This is a genomic window from Bartonella clarridgeiae ATCC 51734 (genome assembly GCF_000518185.1).
GTDB lineage: Bacteria > Pseudomonadota > Alphaproteobacteria > Rhizobiales > Rhizobiaceae > Bartonella > Bartonella clarridgeiae.
Genome location: NZ_KI912397.1, coordinates 97,957 through 112,379 on the forward strand (window position 1 = coordinate 97,957; position 14,423 = coordinate 112,379).

12 protein-coding genes are annotated in these 14,423 nt (G+C 33.9%); 8 read left to right on the plus strand and 4 right to left on the minus strand.

The annotated features are described in order from the left end of the window. The first annotated feature begins 398 nt into the window (after positions 1-398). The 7 genes from T420_RS0105895 to T420_RS0105925 all read left to right on the plus strand — a co-directional run bounded on the left by T420_RS0105895 (position 399) and on the right by T420_RS0105925 (position 5,552). The gene (locus T420_RS0105895) at positions 399-1,070 is read left to right on the plus strand and encodes a DUF2659 family protein (protein WP_013545367.1); all 672 of its coding nucleotides are present in this window, start codon (positions 399-401) and stop codon (positions 1,068-1,070) included. 4 nt (positions 1,071-1,074) lie between these two features. Next, the gene (der, locus tag T420_RS0105900; RefSeq protein WP_013545368.1) at positions 1,075-2,511 is read left to right on the plus strand and encodes a ribosome biogenesis GTPase Der; all 1,437 of its coding nucleotides are present in this window, start codon (positions 1,075-1,077) and stop codon (positions 2,509-2,511) included. 290 nt (positions 2,512-2,801) lie between these two features. After that, a complete protein-coding gene (locus T420_RS0105905; RefSeq protein WP_013545369.1) occupies positions 2,802-3,227 on the plus strand; it encodes an AtpZ/AtpI family protein in 426 nt (141 codons plus the stop codon). 2 nt (positions 3,228-3,229) lie between these two features. Continuing rightward, complete coding sequence (locus tag T420_RS0105910; protein ID WP_013545370.1) at positions 3,230-3,988, plus strand: F0F1 ATP synthase subunit A; 759 nt, start codon at positions 3,230-3,232, stop codon at positions 3,986-3,988. Between the two features lie 54 nt (positions 3,989-4,042). Continuing rightward, the gene (locus T420_RS0105915) at positions 4,043-4,273 is read left to right on the plus strand and encodes a F0F1 ATP synthase subunit C (RefSeq protein ID WP_006589457.1); all 231 of its coding nucleotides are present in this window, start codon (positions 4,043-4,045) and stop codon (positions 4,271-4,273) included. 227 nt (positions 4,274-4,500) lie between these two features. Further along, positions 4,501-5,046, plus strand: coding sequence for a F0F1 ATP synthase subunit B (locus tag T420_RS0105920; RefSeq protein ID WP_049785207.1), 546 nt, complete (start codon positions 4,501-4,503; stop codon positions 5,044-5,046). Between the two features lie 11 nt (positions 5,047-5,057). Then, positions 5,058-5,552 (plus strand): F0F1 ATP synthase subunit B, encoded by a 495-nt coding sequence (locus T420_RS0105925; RefSeq protein WP_013545372.1) that lies wholly within the window; start codon positions 5,058-5,060, stop codon positions 5,550-5,552. 1,113 nt (positions 5,553-6,665) lie between these two features. Here T420_RS0105925 and T420_RS0105935 read toward each other — a convergent pair. From T420_RS0105935 to T420_RS0105950, 4 genes are all read right to left on the minus strand, one after another. After that, entirely contained in the window at positions 6,666-8,021 is a 1,356-nt protein-coding gene (locus T420_RS0105935; RefSeq protein ID WP_026501224.1) for an L-cystine transporter, read from the minus strand. A gap of 443 nt (positions 8,022-8,464) precedes the next feature. Then, the gene (gene mutT / locus T420_RS0105940) at positions 8,465-8,878 is read right to left on the minus strand and encodes an 8-oxo-dGTP diphosphatase MutT (RefSeq protein ID WP_013545374.1); all 414 of its coding nucleotides are present in this window, start codon (positions 8,876-8,878) and stop codon (positions 8,465-8,467) included. A gap of 132 nt (positions 8,879-9,010) precedes the next feature. After that, positions 9,011-10,249: a bifunctional glutamate N-acetyltransferase/amino-acid acetyltransferase ArgJ gene (argJ, locus tag T420_RS0105945; protein ID WP_026501225.1), complete on the minus strand. Its 1,239-nt coding sequence runs from the start codon at positions 10,247-10,249 to the stop codon at positions 9,011-9,013. An 82-nt stretch (positions 10,250-10,331) separates the two neighbouring features. After that, positions 10,332-11,285 (minus strand): peptidylprolyl isomerase, encoded by a 954-nt coding sequence (locus T420_RS0105950; RefSeq protein ID WP_013545376.1) that lies wholly within the window; start codon positions 11,283-11,285, stop codon positions 10,332-10,334. A gap of 416 nt (positions 11,286-11,701) precedes the next feature. On the opposite strand from T420_RS0105950, the gene secA reads away from it, so the two are divergent. After that, entirely contained in the window at positions 11,702-14,416 is a 2,715-nt protein-coding gene (gene secA, locus T420_RS0105955) for a preprotein translocase subunit SecA (protein ID WP_013545377.1), read from the plus strand. Positions 14,417-14,423: the final 7 nt, after the last annotated feature.

The following is a 14,423-nucleotide window of genomic DNA, read 5'->3' on the forward strand; positions in this document are numbered from 1 at the left end:
TAAAATTTTCATAAGCAGTAAAAACAGTTGACAACAGGATTATCTTGCACTGTAACTGTTATTCATGCATTATCGTTACAAAGCTATTACAAAAAATAACTAAGAATTGAATAACCTGTATTATATTTAAATGAGTAATCAGTTGAGTATCAATGAATGAAGTCATTGAAAATAGTTTTTCACGCTTTTATAAAGGTAAAGCATATCAAAACCATAAATCAATTGACAGATTTTACAGAGATTTTAAGTGGTACAATGATTAAAAAAATCTAATTGATGAAAATGAACATTAATTCTAATTTCATCAACTGAAATTATAGAATTTTTTGTTGATTAAGGTTATTGATTTTACTCATTTTATGTAAAATTGCAGAATATTTTTTTCAAGGTAGAATATTATGACACATGATAATTTTATTTATGAAGTTAATGAAGAACTCCGTCAAGAAAAATTCTACGCTTTTTGGAAACGTTATGGTTTTTTGATTATTGGTGCAATTATTGTTTTTGTTTTGATGATAGCTTTCTATCAAATTTATCATCATCAACAGATGAATAAAGCCAGTAATGTTGGTGATAAGTTTATAAAAAGCCTCGATTTAGCCGATGCACATCATTTTGATGAAGCAATTAAGCAATTAGAAAGTGTTAAAAAATCTGATTTTGGTGGATATCCTTTTCTTGCTGGTTTACGTGAAGCTTCTTTGTGGATGGAACGAGGTGATGCTGTTAAATCAGTAAAAATGTTTGATGTGATTGTAGCTAATGAAAGAGCACCGCAAATTTTGCGGAAAGTTGCAAAAATTCGAGCAGCTTATATTTTAGTTGATATAGGAACATTCGATGATGTGATACAGCGTGTTAAAGATATGGCAAATGATATTGATCCTATGCGCATGTCTGCAAGAGAAGCCTTAGGTCTAGCCGCTTATAAAGCTAATAAAATGGAAAATGCAGTTTATTATTTCCAGAAAATTGTTGAAGAGGGCGCTATAGGATTTAAAATAACAGATCGAGCAAAAATTATGCTTGAGCTTATTCAAGCAAGTGGAAAGGTAAATAAGGAATAAATTGATGAGCCTTACCATTGCTATAGTTGGCCGGCCTAATGTTGGAAAATCGACACTATTTAATCGTTTGGTTGGGCAAAAGCTAGCTTTAGTTGATAATCAACCGGGTGTAACCCGTGATCGACGTATACACTCAGCTAAGCTTCAAGATCTGCATTTTGATGTCATTGATACAGCTGGCTTGGAAGAAGCAGATAACCATACACTTGAAGGCCGTATGCGTTCTCAGACAAAGATTGCCATTGATGAAGCAGATCTCATTTTATTTGTGCTTGATGCTAAGAGTGGAATAACGTCCAGTGATTTAGATTTTGCTTCACTCATTCGCAAATCAGGAAAACCAATTGTGCTCGTTTCCAATAAATCTGAATCAAAAGCAGCGATAGCGGGAGAATATGATGCATGGTCATTGAGGTTGGGTAAACCTTGCTCAATATCTGCTGAACATGGTCAAGGTCTCTCAGACCTTCGTGATGCTATTTTAGATGCTATTGGTGCAGATAAAGTTTTTGATCCGAAGAAAAAAAAAGAAAATGCTTATATTACTGCTGCACAGGTTTCATCTTTTAGCGATAATGTTGATAATACAGCAGAAGAAGATCCTGTTTATGATGAAAAAAAAACCATTCGAATAGCAATTGTTGGTCGTCCAAATACTGGGAAATCAACACTTATCAATAGCATGTTAGGGCAAAATCGTTTACTTACAGGACCTGAAGCTGGTATTACGCGCGATTCTATTTCTGTAGATTGGGAATGGAATAATCGTCGTATTAAACTTTTTGATACTGCAGGTTTACGTCGCAAATCAAAAGTTCAAGAAAAGTTAGAAAAACTTTCTGTTATAGATTCTTTACGTGCAATCCGTTTCGCTGAAGTCGTTGTAATTGTTTTTGATGCAACTGCATCTTTTGAAAAGCAAGATTTACAAATTTCTGATCTTGTGATTCGTGAAGGGCGTGTTCCCATCATTGCTTTCAACAAATGGGATCTTATTGAAAATCGTCATGAAGCATTAAATACTTTATATGAAAAATGTACTCGCCTTCTTCCTCAAGTACATGGCTTGAGAGCTGTCCCTTTATCAGGTCAATATGGTCAAGGGATTGATAAATTAATGGAAAACATTACGATGATGCATCGTGTATGGAACCGTCGTATTTCTACAGGAAAACTTAACCGCTGGCTTGAAATGATGATTGTCAATTATCCACCACCAGCTGTTTCTGGACGTCGACTTAAAATTAAATACATAACACAAGTTAAAACACGTCCTCCTGAATTTGTGATTTCTTGTTCACGATCGGAAGAAATGCCTCAATCATATTTGCGTTATCTTTCTAATCGACTGCGAGATAAATTTGATATGCAAGGTGTGCCAATTCGCCTATCTTTGCGGACATCTGATAATCCTTTTGCAGGACGCAAAAAAAAGAAGTAATTTTCTTTTAGATATTGAGTAACTGTTAAATTTTATAAAATTAAAAATCGACATTTGATTACTTATTGTCAATAAAAAACAAATATTTGCAAATCTGCTAAAATTTAAGATTTAATGCCTCTTTTATTATATTTTCTCGCAATAAAATAAATTTTAGGTGTTTTTATTTATCTACAAAAATCTTTGTGTTAGAATTCTTTTGAGGACTTGACGAATAAATCTGACAGCAATATGCTACACAAAGCCTGATAGAATGTATTGTAATTTTGTTTTTGATTAAGGAGCCAATTATGGCGAAGGGTGATAAACCCAATATGCCGCAAAGGGGTGTTGAAAGACAAAAACACAAACGAGTCTCTTCTCTTCACTCAGAAGATTTAGAATGTCGTAGTCGAAATTTAGGGTTAGCTTTAATCAGTAAAAAAGTGTTAAAGAAAGAACAGCCTAAAGTTGGAGGAGAAGAGCAACAGAAAAAAGTGGCATATGCCGTTAAGTTGTCGAGTGAATTTCTGGCAAATATTATTGTGGGAGCTGTTTTAGGATTTGGGTTTGACAAATTAATAGGTTCATTACCATGGGGATTAGTATTTTTTCTTTTCCTTGGATTTGTTGCGGGTATATTAAGTATTCTTCGATCTATAAAATATATTGCTCCCAGCCGATTAGAACAACGTAGTGCTCTGCAACAAAATAAAGAAGATAATAGAAAGGTTTAAAAGTGACATCCCACGCTCCAGATCCTATCCATCAATTTGAGGTTTCACGATTGATTAATATTTCTATTGGAAATATTGATTTGTCGTTTACAAATGTATCGTTTTTTATCGTTTTGACAGTTGTTATCTCTTCATTGTTTCTTTTTATTTCATCATCAAGTCGTCGGTTAGTTCCAACACGGATGCAATCTGTTTCCGAAATGGTTTACGAATTTGTAGCATCAACTTTGCGAGAATCATCTGGTGCGCAGGGAATGCAATTTTTTCCTTTAGTTTTTTCGTTATTCGTTTTTGTTCTTGTTGCCAACTTTATTGGTTTATTCCCTTATTTTTATACAATTACTTCACAGATTGTGATTACTTTTTCATTAGCGATGTTGGTAATTTTGACGGTAATTGGGTATGGTTTTTATAAACATAGGCTAAATTTTTTAAAGCTCTTTGTTCCTAGTGGTGTTCCTGTTATCGTTCTACCTTTGGTTACGATAATTGAGGTTATCTCTTTTTTGTCTCGTCCTATTAGTCTTTCATTTCGTCTGTTTGCTAATATGCTTGCAGGTCATATCACACTTAAGGTATTTTCTGGCTTCATTGTTTCAATGGTTGGGATTGGAATCATAGGTTTGGGCGGTGCGATTTTATCACTTGCTATGACTGTAGCAATTACTGCTCTTGAATTTTTAGTTGCTTTTCTTCAAGCTTATGTTTTTACAGTTTTAACTTGTATGTATATCAATGATGCAGTCCATCCAGGACATTAATAAAACCGGCGGATTTCCGTCAAATTATGCAATTTCACATCAAAGGAGAATAATATGGAACTAGTACTTGCAGCAAAATATATTGGTGCTGGTCTTGCTTGTTTTGGTATGGCAGGAACCGCATTAGGTCTTGGAAATATTTTTGGAAGCTATCTTTCTGGTGCTTTACGAAATCCATCAGCAGCAGACAGTCAATTTGGTCGTTTAGTATTTGGTTTTGCCGTAACAGAAGCTTTAGGTATTTTTTCATTGCTTATTGCCCTTTTACTCCTTTTTGCAGTCTAAATTACCTTTAAAAGAGCATGTCTATTTTATAAGTTGATTGAGAATAGACATAATCTTTTAACTCTTCATAAAAGCGAGTTATACTTATCAAAGGCTTTTAATTAACAAAATCAAAGTGATTCTTTCGAAGGAAAAATAAAATGTTGATTTCCAGCGATGATGCAAAAGATACTAAAATGCCAGAGCATTTTGATGATGGATCAGACTTTGATCATGAAGATACTGAAATGCCTAGATGTCACGGTGATGGAGTAAAGTTTAATAGTAGTGTAGAGCATGCAAATCGTGTTTTTCCACCTTTCGATTTTATGTATTTTGGTTCACATTTTCTTTGGTTGGCAATTTCTTTTGGATTGTTCTATCTCTTCATTTCTCGTGTAATTGTACCACGTATCGGTGGTGTTATTGAAACACGTCGGGATCGAATTGTATCTGATTTAGATCAGGCAATGCGCCTGAAACAGGAAGCAGATAATGTAGTCGAAGTTTATAAGCAAAAATTAGCAAAGGCTCGTTTAGAAGCAAAGACTATAATACAGACAGAGAGTAATGAAATCAAAATAAGGGCTGATCTTCAACGCAAGAAAATTGAAGAAGATTTAGAGAAAAAGCTAAAAAAATCTGAAGATAAAATTAAAGAAATTCAAAATAAAGCAATGCAGAATGTTGGTTTAATCGCAGAAGAAATTACTTTTGAAATCGTTAAGAAATTAATTGATATTAATGTTAGTAGAAAATCTGTTAGCTCAGCTGTTAAAGCTGTAAGTCATTAAGGATTATAAAAATGACTGATACATTTTGGGCTTTTATTGGATTAGTTCTTTTTTTAGCTCTTTTAATCTATTTTGAAGTTCCAGCTATGCTGACACGTAAGCTTGATGCACGTGCAAAACGTATTAAGGATGAACTTGATGAAGCTCTTCGTCTTCGTGAAGAGGCGCAGGAAATACTTGCTGAATATCAGCGTAAACATCTGGAAATAGAAAAAGAAACGCAAGAGATTATTGCTGAGGCTCAACGTGAAATTGAAGCCGTTCTTATTGAAACTCGCGTAAAAACAGACGAATATATCAAGAGTCGCAATAAATTAGCGGAACAGAAAATTGCTCAAGCAGAAGCTAATGCAGTTCGAATGGTTGCTTCATCTGCTATTGATTTAGCAGTTTCTGCTGCAAATACTCTTATTACAAAAGAATTAGACGCTGAGCAAGCAAATAGTTTAATTAAAGAATCTCTTGTTAAAGAGTCTCTAAAAAAAGTAAAAACATATTTCAATTGATATGTTTTTGATTAGGATTTTTTCAAGAAGCTATTGAGCATAAATGGTAAGTTTATTGACTATCAAGGTTATAATTGACTATCATGATGTAAAATCTTGCTTACCATAGTAACATCTTAAGAGAAGAATTTTTTAATGAGCTTTGAAACCAATAAACGAACCAACCGATCGTTTGAATATTAATTATTTTATTACAATTTTTAAATTATAAGATAGTAATTAACATTAATCTTGCTTTACGATTAGAAATTACTAATTTAAATAGTCGCAGAGCATTAGCTTAGCTTAGCTTATAATAAAGCTTTATTTATAATAAATAGACACAAGAACCTAATACTAAAAATTTCTCTTTTGAGCAATCAAGAAACTCTTAATTCAGAAAGCAATATTAAAAGCTGTAAATTCAACAACGCTTTTTAAAGAAATTTTTTGATGCACGTTAGCTCTATGAATGTTTGGAAATGAAATCCGAATTTATAAACTGGATATAAAATCGTATTAAACAATATTTTTTACTTAATGTTAGAATTTATAATCGCAGTAAATTTTTATCAAAACAGGAAATAACACTTTAAAATAGCTATCTAAGATAAGTAGCTCTGCTATAGTTTTGTAATTACTGCAAAAAGAAAAAATAGCAATATTTCCTTAGTTTTATAGATTATTAACATTTAGTGCCTTGAGCATCAGTTTAAAATATACAAACTAAGAATACATATTATGCATAAAAATTGTTATCCAAATATAAAGTTACAAAAGAAGATATAATAGCTGACAATTATAAACTTTATTATATTAGAACTCCCAAAGACTAAAGAAAGCACCTTCAATAAGTTTTATTGAATTTGAAAACTAGATAAATGCGATTATCAGATTTATGATAGAATTAGAACTTCTAAAGATGAGACAATTTTCAACAATACCGAAATTTGGCAGTGCTAAGACTATAATAAAACTCAGGTTTACAGCATTTGTAGACAATGCGCAAGTTTGTAAGACGTTACATCTCGTGGATACAAGTGTTGTATTGTATAAAAGAGATAAAATTTCTAAAGACTACACTGAAAAAACAATCGAAATAAACACTAAAAAGCAATAGTCTCAATATGAAAATCATTTCTCAAAAATACTCTTATCTGTTGTACACAATATCTGGCTTGTTATAGTTCCAGCCAACATTGAGCCATTTACATTAAGAGCCGTACGCCCCATATCAATTAAAGGTTCAACAGAAATTAATACAGCGACCAAAGTAACAGGAAGCCCCATAATTGGCAAAACAATCAACGCAGCAAAAATAGCTCCTCCGCCAATACCAGCAACACCAATAGAACTTAATGTTACAACACCAACAAGAGTAACCATCCAGATAGGATCAAGAGAATTAATACCAACAGAGGGAGCTATCATAGTCGCAAGCATTGCTGGATAAAGACCTGCACAACCGTTTTGTCCGATTGTTGCACCAAAGGAAGCTGCAAAACTTGCAATTGACTGAGGTACACCAATCCATTGAGTTTGTGCCTCAATATTCAAAGGAATACTAGCAGCACTTGAACGACTGCTAAAAGCAAATGTTAAAACAGGAAAAACTTTTTTGAAAAAGCAGAATGGATTAATACCTGATATGCCAAGTAATATACTATGAACTCCAAACATAAGAATAATACCAACGTAAGAAATGACAATAAAAACCAATAATTTTAAAATATCTGTAACGTTTGAAGTTGCTCCTACTTTAGTCATAAGTGCAAAAACACCATAAGGTGTTAAAGAAATTACAATACGCACTAACCGCATAGTTAAAGATTGTATAACCTGAATCAATAAAAGGGCCTTTTCTCCTTTATCTGGTTCATCCTTTTTTAAAAGAATAACCGCTGCTCCTAAAAAAGCTGAAAAAATAACAACGCTAATAATTGATGTAGGCTTTGTCCCTATTAACTCAGCGAATAGATTTTGAGGAATAAATGATAAAATCATCTTTGGTATACTTATATCACCAAGCTGAGACGTATGACTTCCAAGAATAGCGGATACATCTTCTCCTCCATGCACCAAACCATTTGCAGTGAGACCAAAGAAATTAACCACAAAGATACCAATCAATGCGGAAAAAGATGTCGTCAAAAGGAGTATTGAAATTGTTATTATGCCAATTCTGCCAACAGCATAAACAGAATGCAAATGCGCTACTGCTGAAACGATAGAGACAAAAACCAATGGCATAACAATCATTTTTAACAACGATATATATCCATTACCAACAATGTTAAACCATTCAACAGACTCTAATAGAATGGAATTGCCTTCCTTATAAATAATCTGCAAAACACTGCCAAAAATCAAACCAGTAACAAGACCTATTATAACCTGTAATGTAGGGCCTTTTTTAATTTTTTTGCTATGAAAAAGACATAACAAAAAAATAATAAATAAACTTAAATTAATAAAAAAACTAAATGTCATTACTTATGCCTAGTATTATTATTTTTTAACTTAAAAAATAATTCACAAATAAAAATTAATACATAAAATAAAAAATATAAAATTTACTACAATATAATTTTAAAAAATTATTACTTTTAAATTTATATTAAAAAAATAATTTTTATCTATTAATAATTATTCAAATAATAATATAATTTTAAACTTATTTCAAAATTATCTTCTAAAATAAGATCTCTTCACAAAAATAAATTTACGCATACCCCCCTCTTATTCCAACGCAAAATAATACACAATTAAAGTGGATAACAACAATCAAACAATTTATCTTCAAGAATATAGAAAATTTTCATAATAATCCTAAACACCTTGTCTTAAAAAGCAAAGTCACTAAGATCCCTTAATCAAAAAATATTAGCGAAAAGAGTCCCCCATTGTTTATAAATATTTTCCGCTATCAACAATTAAAGCAGAAAATTTTTCAGCGCTTCAACTAATGGCTTATCAGCATCAGGCATAGAATATTTATCAAGATTGCTAATGAAAACCCATTCTAAATTTTGTCCTTCTCGTCCTTTTGGAATCCCCTTATAATGGCGACAAGTATATAATGGCATTAACAGATGAAAAGTTTCATAATTATGACTTGCAAACGTTAAGGGCAATAAATCATCTGACTGAACATGAATACCAAGCTCTTCTGATAACTCACGAATTAATGATGCCTCTGGCGTTTCACCCTTTTCAATCTTTCCACCAGGAAATTCCCATAAACCAGCTAATGATTTTCCCTGAGGCCGTTGCGTAAGCAAAATCCGATTATCATGATCTAATAAGGCACATGCAACAACAAGAAGAAGTGATTTTTTTATATGCATACTAATGGCCAAAAGAGATAATAGACGACTATTGCCTTTATATTGTAAATTCCTATCGTAGAATAAACAACTAATATCTAATATTCTCTAAAAGTGTATAAATATCAAATATTCAAGTTTGTGTTGTATGAATTAACTTCTATAATCACCATTGATCACAACATATTCTTTCGTTAAATCGCAAGACCAAATCGTTGCTTTCCCACTTCCAAGACCAATATCAACACAAATCGTAATGTGTTGACCTTTCATATAAGCATTCACTGCTTCTTCATTATAATGAGGATCACGTTCACCATTGAAAGCCAAACGATGTTCACCAAACCAAATTTTTAATCGATCGCGATCTGCTTCAACACCTGCCTTACCAACCGCCATAACAACTCTCCCCCAATTGGCATCTTCACCCGCAATAGCTGTTTTTACAAGTGGCGAATTCGCAATTGATAAAGCAATAGTCTTAGCAGCACTATTTGTTGAAGCACCAATCACAGATACCTCAATTAAATGGCGGGCTCCTTCACCATCACAAACAATTTGTAATGCAAGTTCATGCAAAAGCTCACGCAAGTGCTTTGCAAATGTCCAATAACGGGAATCAGATTGACTTGTCAAATAAGGGAGACAACCCTTTGCTTTTCCTGTTGCAAAGATCATTAATGTATCAGATGTCGAAGTATCACCATCAACAGTAATCGAATTGAAAGTTTCCTGAACGGCCTCTGATAACATAATTTGGAGTATATCTGAAGAAATCGCTGCATCACTCACCACAAAAGAAAGCATCGTTGCCATATCTGGTGCAATCATACCAGCGCCTTTAGCAATCCCATTAATAGTAATAAGCTCTCCTCCAAAATCAAATTGACGCGTCGCAAGTTTTGGAAACGTATCGGTTGTCATAATAGCTTTCGCAGCTTCTAACCACCGTCCCTCCTCTGCTTTAAAAGCCATATCAGGTAAAAGATTTAAAATACAAGCCTCATCCATTGGTTCACCAATAACACCCGTAGAAGCTATAAAAATTTCATTTTCTTGTGCCTTTAAAACATTGGATGCAGAATGTACTATTGCATTTGTTGTTTGCTTACCTTTGTATCCTGTAAAAGCATTTGCATTTCCAGAATTAACAACAAGCCCTCTAGCAGCTCCATGAAGAAGCGATGCACGACAATGATCTACAGCTGAAGACCGACATTTTGAACGTGTAAAAACACCTGCTACGTTGGCTGGCTCATCAAACACAATAAAAAGAAGATCTGTACGGTCTTTATATTTAATACCAGCTTCGGCTGTTGCTATCCGCACACCGGACAATGATGGAAGCTCTTGTATTTGTTTAGGTAACAAAGGCGACATCTTCACAACCATTACATGCTTTTCCATAAATTTAATTAAATGCAACTTAATAAAGCCGCTGAGTCTTTTAATTAAAGACCCAGCATAAGAAATATTATTCTCCTCCCTCTAAATTGGGTGTTTCACCCAAAAATGGTGCTTCATCTTCACTAAGTGACTGCATGAGTTTTGCAAAATTAGAATCAGGATATTGTACATTAACCTCACTCCGCAAATCAGGGATAAGCGTTTGATATCGCTCTCTTATAAGCTGCGTACGCAATACATCCTTAACATCATCAAAGACAGGAGGTTGTTTCAAACGACGATCTTCTACCTTAATAACATGCCAACCAAATGGACTTTCAACAGGTTTTTTAGTATATTCATTTACTTTCAAATTAAACGCAGCCTCTTCAAACGGTTTAACCATTTGACCACGACTAAAATACCCAAGATCTCCGCCAACAGCAGAAGAACCATCTGTTGAATCCTTTTTTGCAACCTCCTCAAAATTTTCACCTTTATTCAAACGCTTAATAACTGCTTCTGCTTCTTCTTTTGTCTTAACTAAAATATGACGCGCTTTAATCTCATCTTCTTTAGGTAAAGCAGCAATTTCCTTATCATAAAGAGCTTTCACATCAGCATCTGCAATCTTATCAACAATCATCTCTTTAAAATAAAGTTGCTGAAGAATATTATCGCGCATTACTGCCATACGCTTATCATAAGCTTCTGTCTTATCCATCCCCTTCTTCAGTGCAGCTTTAGCAAGTGCTTGCATATTCAAATAAGCTTTTAAGACTGTTACACGACGTTGTTCATCAGGAATACGAACTAAATTAGGATTTATTTCAAGTGCTAGCTCATCTAATTGCCCCGCTGTAATATTTTTTCCATCAATCACTGCCATTACATGAGAAAGAGGAATTGTTTTTTCAACAGCTTTCTCTAAAGTATTTAAATCACTTCGTGCAGACTTTACGCTCTCTTTGGCTATCACATCCATATTTATGTTAACCAATAAAGTTGATGCCAACAATAGAGCACTAAAATTGAATTTCATAAATATCTCCCTTTTAAAAAATAAATGCGTTTTCAAATTCAAACTTTTTTACCATAGCATTTTAAAACCTAAACATAGATAAATTAACAATTTTATTTCACAAAAACAAAAACTGATCCTTTTATCTTATTACGCTTTAATTCCAGATAATACAAAACATAATAATATAGAAAAATGTCACATTATACCCTAAATTACTCCATACCTTGCTATTCAAATAATATCACTAAAGTTGACACAATGAGTTTAGCCCCTTAATCTCTACTTTAGAAATAAAATGAAAAATACTACACATAAATCAATATAAAAACACTGCTCGTATTTTGTTATATCAAAAATATTAAGTGATTCAGAGTAATAGGTACAATGTATAAACACCCGATTGCGGTGACAACAAATGAAAGAAAGGACCAGAAATGGTCAGTTTAGGTGCTCTTGCGCATAAATTGTTTAGTTCGGCTCATGAACGCCGCCTTAAAGCACTTCGCCAAAAAACAATACAAATTAATGCCTTAGAAGAACAATTACAAAAACTAAGCGATGTAGAATTACGTCAAAAAACTGTTGAATTCCGTAAACGGTTAACTGAAGGAACAACGATTGATTCGCTCTTACCAGAAGCCTTTGCAACTGTCCGTGAAGCAGCGAAACGTGTTTATGGCATGCGTCTTTTTGACGTACAGCTCATTGGTGGAATGGTTCTTCATAACCGAGGGATTGCTGAAATGCGTACCGGCGAAGGTAAAACATTAATGGCAACCTTACCAGTTTATCTTAATGCATTAGAAGGAAAAGGTGTCCATGTTGTTACAGTCAATGATTATCTTGCCAGTCGCGATGCTGAAACAATGGGGAAAATTTATAATTTTTTAGGAATGACAACCGGTGTTATTCTCAATAATCTTGATAATGATTCTCGTCGAACAGCTTATGCATGTGATATTACCTATGCAACAAATAATGAATTAGGATTTGATTATCTTCGCGATAATATGGCTTTTGACCGTAGCCAAATGGTGCAGCGTGATCATCATTATGCAATTATTGACGAAGTTGATTCAATTCTTATTGATGAAGCACGAACCCCGCTTATTATTTCTGGTCCTCTAGAAGATCGTACCGACTTTTATAATCTTATTGATGCATTTATTGCTTTCCTAACACCAGAAGATTACGAAATAGATGAAAAACAAAAAACAACAACTTTTACTGAAATTGGTACTGAAAAAATTGAAGAAATGCTCAAAAAAGCTGGGCATCTCAAAAATGAAAGCCTCTACGACATAGAAAATGTTACGATTGTTCACCATATTAACAACGCTCTAAAAGCGCATAAATTGTTTATCCGTGATAAAGATTATATTGTCCGCAATGGTGAAATTGTTATCATTGATGAATTTACTGGCCGTATGATGCCAGGACGACGCTACTCTGAAGGATTGCATCAAGCATTAGAAGCCAAAGAACATGTCACTATTCAACCAGAAAACCAGACCTTAGCTTCTATTACTTTCCAAAATTATTTTCGTATGTACAAAAAACTATCTGGTATGACTGGAACGGCTACAACGGAAGCTGAAGAATTTAATAATACATATAATCTTGATGTCGTTGCAGTTCCTACAAATTTACCTGTTCAACGCCGCGATGAAGATGACGAAATTTATCGAACAGCAGAGGAAAAATATCGAGCCATTGTCCGTGATATTCGCCAAGCTCATGAAAAAGGACAACCTATTCTAGTTGGAACTACTTCTATTGAAAAGTCAGAACAATTGGCAGAACGTTTGCGGAAAAAAGGTATTACTAATTTTCAAGTTTTGAACGCTCGCTATCATGAACAGGAAGCACATATTATAGCGCAAGCAGGTGTCCCTAAAGCATTGACTATTGCAACCAATATGGCAGGTCGTGGTACCGATATACAACTTGGTGGTAATGTTGAAATACGTATTCGACAAGAATTGCAGAATATGCCTGAAGGTCCAGAACGAATCGCTAAAATTGAAGAAATTAAGCAAGATGTTCAACGACTTAAAGAGAAAGCGTTAGCTGCGGGGGGCCTTTATGTCATCGCAACTGAACGCCATGAAAGTCGTCGCATTGATAACCAACTTCGCGGTCGTTCTGGGCGTCAAGGTGATCCTGGACGTTCGAAATTTTTTCTTTCTCTTCAAGATGATCTCATGCGTATCTTCGGCTCTGATCGTATGGATAGTATGCTGCAAAAGTTTGGACTAAAAGAAGATGAAGCCATTACCCATCCATGGATTAATAAAGCTCTTGAGAAAGCTCAAAAAAAAGTTGAAGCACGAAATTTCGAAATTCGTAAAAATCTTTTAAAATATGACGATGTGATGAATAATCAACGCCAAGTTATTTTTGAGCAACGCATGGAAATCATGAACGCAGAAAATTTAACTGAAATGATCGTTGAAATGCGTAATGAAGTAATTGAAGATCTGGTAGAAACCCATATTCCATATGGAGCATACGCAGAAAAATGGAATGTGCAAGGTTTACAAAAGGAACTATATCAGATTTTCAATTTGAACCTTCCAATAGAAAAATGGGCAAGCGAAGAAGGAATCGCAGAAAAGCAAATTGTAGAACGCATCACAAAGGCTGTTGAGAATTTTGAAAAGGAGCGCTCTAAACGCTATAGTCCAGAAGTAATTGCTTACTTTCATAAAGCTATACTTCTTGAAACAATTGACATGTTATGGCGTGAACATTTGGTTCATTTAGATCATTTACGTTCTGCTGTTGGCTTCCGTGGTTATGCACAACGAGATCCTCTCAATGAATATAAAACAGAGTCATTCGAACTCTTTCAAACCATGCTCATCAATATCCGTAAAAATTTTATTTCTAAATTCATGCATTTTGAAATTATTCAACAGCCCATAGAATCACAAACCCCTGAAAAACCCCGCTCCCAATATTCTTCTAATACTCAGAGCGAAAAAAATAATACCATAGCGTGGACACAGATAAACGAAAATAGGTTAGTCAATCCCCCAAAACGCGATCCTAATGATCCAACAACATGGGGAAAAATTGGACGAAATGAATCCTGTCCTTGTGGTTCAAGAAAAAAATATAAACATTGTCATGGATCCTTTACCTAAAAAGTCA

Coding starts and splice junctions, on each gene's coding strand:
- T420_RS0105920 (WP_049785207.1), top strand. CDS start 4,501: ATGCCTAGATGTCACGGTGATGGAGTAAAGTTTAATAGTAGTGTAGAG.
- T420_RS0105950 (WP_013545376.1), bottom strand. CDS start 11,285: ATGAAATTCAATTTTAGTGCTCTATTGTTGGCATCAACTTTATTGGTT.
- mutT (WP_013545374.1), bottom strand. CDS start 8,878: ATGCATATAAAAAAATCACTTCTTCTTGTTGTTGCATGTGCCTTATTA.
- T420_RS0105925 (WP_013545372.1), top strand. CDS start 5,058: ATGACTGATACATTTTGGGCTTTTATTGGATTAGTTCTTTTTTTAGCT.
- T420_RS0105905 (WP_013545369.1), top strand. CDS start 2,802: ATGGCGAAGGGTGATAAACCCAATATGCCGCAAAGGGGTGTTGAAAGA.
- der (WP_013545368.1), top strand. CDS start 1,075: ATGAGCCTTACCATTGCTATAGTTGGCCGGCCTAATGTTGGAAAATCG.
- secA (WP_013545377.1), top strand. CDS start 11,702: ATGGTCAGTTTAGGTGCTCTTGCGCATAAATTGTTTAGTTCGGCTCAT.
- T420_RS0105935 (WP_026501224.1), bottom strand. CDS start 8,021: ATGACATTTAGTTTTTTTATTAATTTAAGTTTATTTATTATTTTTTTG.
- argJ (WP_026501225.1), bottom strand. CDS start 10,249: ATGGTTGTGAAGATGTCGCCTTTGTTACCTAAACAAATACAAGAGCTT.
- T420_RS0105895 (WP_013545367.1), top strand. CDS start 399: ATGACACATGATAATTTTATTTATGAAGTTAATGAAGAACTCCGTCAA.
- T420_RS0105915 (WP_006589457.1), top strand. CDS start 4,043: ATGGAACTAGTACTTGCAGCAAAATATATTGGTGCTGGTCTTGCTTGT.